This window comes from Xenorhabdus sp. NBAII XenSa04 (genome assembly GCF_963866145.1).
Classification (GTDB): domain Bacteria; phylum Pseudomonadota; class Gammaproteobacteria; order Enterobacterales; family Enterobacteriaceae; genus Xenorhabdus; species Xenorhabdus indica.
In genome coordinates, this window is sequence record NZ_CAWMEB010000069.1 from 1 (window position 1) to 3,417 (window position 3,417).

3 protein-coding genes and 1 pseudogene are annotated in these 3,417 nt (G+C 42.8%); 2 read left to right on the plus strand and 2 right to left on the minus strand.

The window, feature by feature from the left end:
• Nucleotides 1–378 (plus strand): annotated as a pseudogene (locus tag AAC147_RS03630) (phage tail protein); the annotation flags it as partial.
• A complete protein-coding gene (locus tag AAC147_RS03635) occupies nt 378–992 on the plus strand; it encodes a tail fiber assembly protein (RefSeq protein WP_047685635.1) in 615 nt (204 codons plus the stop codon). The pseudogene AAC147_RS03630 and the gene AAC147_RS03635, both read left to right, overlap by 1 nt.
• Nucleotides 993–1,315: 323 nt before the next feature.
• Here AAC147_RS03635 and AAC147_RS03640 read toward each other — a convergent pair whose 3' ends face one another.
• Both AAC147_RS03640 and AAC147_RS03645 read right to left on the minus strand, forming a co-directional pair.
• The gene (locus tag AAC147_RS03640; protein ID WP_231571595.1) at nt 1,316–1,999 is read right to left on the minus strand and encodes a DUF4276 family protein; all 684 of its coding nucleotides are present in this window, start codon (nt 1,997–1,999) and stop codon (nt 1,316–1,318) included.
• Nucleotides 1,960–3,051, minus strand: coding sequence for an AAA family ATPase (locus AAC147_RS03645; RefSeq protein WP_047685639.1), 1,092 nt, complete (start codon nt 3,049–3,051; stop codon nt 1,960–1,962). The genes AAC147_RS03640 and AAC147_RS03645 overlap by 40 nt, the downstream gene beginning before the upstream one ends.
• Between the last annotated feature and the right edge of the window lie 366 nt (nt 3,052–3,417).

Sequence of the window (3,417 nt, forward strand, 5' to 3'; positions counted from 1 at the left end):
TATCCTGAATTACTCAAACATTACCCTTCGGGAAATCTGCCGGACTGGCGGGGTTATGTGCCGCGTGGATGGGATAAAACCGGAGGAGTTGATCCCGAGGTTGGGAGAACACTGGGATCCTTTCAGGCTGATGCTATCAGAGATATCACGGGAGTAATCAGGACAGGTGGTCGTAAAACAGATGAGATTGACGATAATACAATGGGGGCATTCACCACCATCGACCAAGGCAGAGGAAGTCACGTTTACAGCGACGCATTTGGGGACAATGGCTACGTTTATGAGGATCGAGAATTTCGTGCATCTTACGTTGTCCCGACATCAGCTGAAAATAGGATGAAAAACGTTTCGGTGCTATTTTTAGTAAGGGGAAGGTAATGGTTCAGCCAACAGAATCTCCGGTACAATTTGATGAAAATGGATTTGCTTTATCCTATGGCTGGGTACAGGTTTATTGCGTAAATACGATAAGCAGGGAATATATCGGGACAAAACAGGAACGTACTTTTATTGGTGTTACTTTGTCTGCGGGATCATATCTGGATCCCCCTAAACTGCCCAAAACTCCGAATAAGATGATTTGCCGGGCAGTTGACGGCAAATCATGGGAATACATATCGGATTACCGGGGTAAAACGGCATACCATATTCAGACTCGCCAGCACATTGAGATAACAGAAATGGGGGATATTCCCACTGAACTAACGCTACTGAAACCGAAAACCCCATTTGATGAATGGAATGGTACACACTGGGTGACAGATATTGAGGCTCATAGTCAGTATGAAGTGCAGCAGGCAGAATCTCAGAAGCAACAATTTCTGATTGATCTTTTTCACCGGATTGCTCCACTACAGGACGCCGTTGATCTAGATATTGCTACAGATGAAGAGAAAACTGCATTGGTCGAATGGCGCAAATACCGGGTACTGCTTAATCGGGTAGATTGTTCTACAGCTCCGGATATTGTTTGGCCTGAACAGCCAAAGTAACGATAGGATGTATAACCTATATTTATCTGACATCAATACAGACAAGGACGTCTAACAGACCCCTCCATGAATATATATCTTACTTTGCCTATAGAGCATACATCATAACAGGGGGCATTCCATTGATTGATAGTCATCGGGAAAATGTTGAACATCTGTGATGAGCAACATCTACAATCCATTCTTGGTGGAGGATCACTTGTCGAATCGCTTTCCGCTGAAATTCAGTGGAGTATTAGGGCCTTGTTTTTTCAGTTTTATGGTATCTCCACATTGATATTAATCAGCATAGCAGGTCTGTGGGGTCCAGGATTATTACCCCATTACATTAGCATTGTGGTCAGCTTATTTAGCCACTGACTGAAATGCGGACATTGGGAACAAATGGTATCTAAGCCAATATCACCAACGATCAGTGGGCCATGTAATGTTTTATGATAATTGGGAATGATGGCCAAAATGCGTTTAGATGGCGCAGTTTGTGGGCTGTTATTGATATCTTCAGGCGTATCAAATGTATCTTTGATCGCTTGTAGTGCGGCAATCGGGGCATTGTCATCAAGCCAGTCTGCAAATTTTTCGGGTTGGCAGAATAGTAAAGCTTCAAATTCATGCAATAACAGATTGGGAATAAAATTAGCCTGTCCGATATCATTTGCAAAAGCCTGCTCCAGTTGCACGACCCGTTCGTTAGCAGTACTATCTCGTTGTGCATTATAGTCAGGGAAATCGGTAGGCAAGCCGTAGTAGTCGATAAGTGTGGTGACGAATGCGCCGGGATCTTGTCGGCATAAGCGGGTAATTTGGTGTTTTACTTTGCCATAACTCGTGATCCCACCTTTCTGGCTGGAACTTGTCTGAGCTAATATGGGGGTCAGGTAGATCTGTTGTGCAAAAAAATAAAGCGCCAGCACATCCCGCACGAAAGTTTCTTCCGCCTGTCCTTCTACAAAAACATTGATACGGATCATCGCTGTGGTCTCCCGCCGAGTAAATTTTTCTTCCATAATTCACCCAGGCTATAGTCTTCAAGCCATTCGGACAGCGTTTCATTATCCAGTCGCTTAAAAGTGGAAGTGCCTTGTTGTTTGTCGACCACAATCAGGTCATCAGCATCAAACTGGTTGACCAGCTCAACGGACTGAGTAGAAATAATTAGTTGGTGTTGATTACTGGCATTTTTAATCAGCCCGGCCAGTACGTTGATCGCATAAGGATGGAGTCCCAGCTCGGGTTCATCAATAATAATCGAGTCGGGCATGTAATCTTCGGGCTGTAGCAGCACTGTTGTTAATAAAATAAAACGCAACGTGCCGTCAGATAATTCACTGGCTTTAAAAGGAATGTCCTGCTCTTTTTCTGTCCATTCAAGCTGAATGTAGTCGGCATTATCCGGTGTAGGCCGCAAGTAAAAATCACCAAAAAAAGGTGCAACCATCTGAATAGTTTTGATAATGCGGGTATAATGTTGCCGGTGATGTTTTTGCAGGCGATACAGAAACGCCGCTAAATTAGCCCCATCTTCCCGCAGATAATCATTATCATTAATACGGTGAGTTTGTTTAACTTTGGCACTGTCGCTCGTGTCATGAAAATGATATACCCGCCAACGAAGTGTGGTTGGTAAGGTGTCATTTTCAAGGCTTGTATGATATTGATTAATCTGAGATTCAAAATGTCCTGCACCAATATCATATTCTTTCTTACTGTCGCAAAAGAGTGATTCATGACGAAACATCATGCGGTTATCATTAGTCGGTTCCAGTTCAAATTGATAACCATTATGACCAAAAGAAAGTTCGGCACGCATAAACTCGGTTTTTTTACGACCAAAATGCAATAGGGTGTCAGGGCCACCCATTCTGCCAACAAGAGATTGTAGGCGCTGCTCGAGTAGTACGGAGGCTAAACGAAAGAAACTAATGAAATTGGATTTTCCGGCACCATTGGCCCCAATAAGGACATTCAGGCTTCCTATTTGTAAATCACATTTTGCGATAGATTTGTAGCCTGTTATCTTAATTCTGCTTAAGTGGTCATTATTCGTTATTGGTTTCATAATCTTGCCTTTTCAGCATCATGTGACTCAATTGTGCCTTATTATACACTTTTTCTGACGGCGGCCTGATGGATATAACCTTGGTCAAGTACACCTGCTAGACTGAGTCGCTTATTTTTAGAGAATGCGCAAATAGGCAGGTTTTTTTGTTCTCTAAATCTGAACAGAAGGCATCATTCTGTCATTTTACTTACTTATTAAACTTACACATTCGATTATTGAATTAGATAACGCAATTCGTTAAAGTAAAAAAGCTATCGGCAAAATCTGATAGTCAAGGAATCTCACCCTTGCTAAGAGTAACCCACTGGTAGGAATTTTCTGCCAGTGTGCCTGTTATCGCCCTTTCAATGGCGGTTCAGGCAG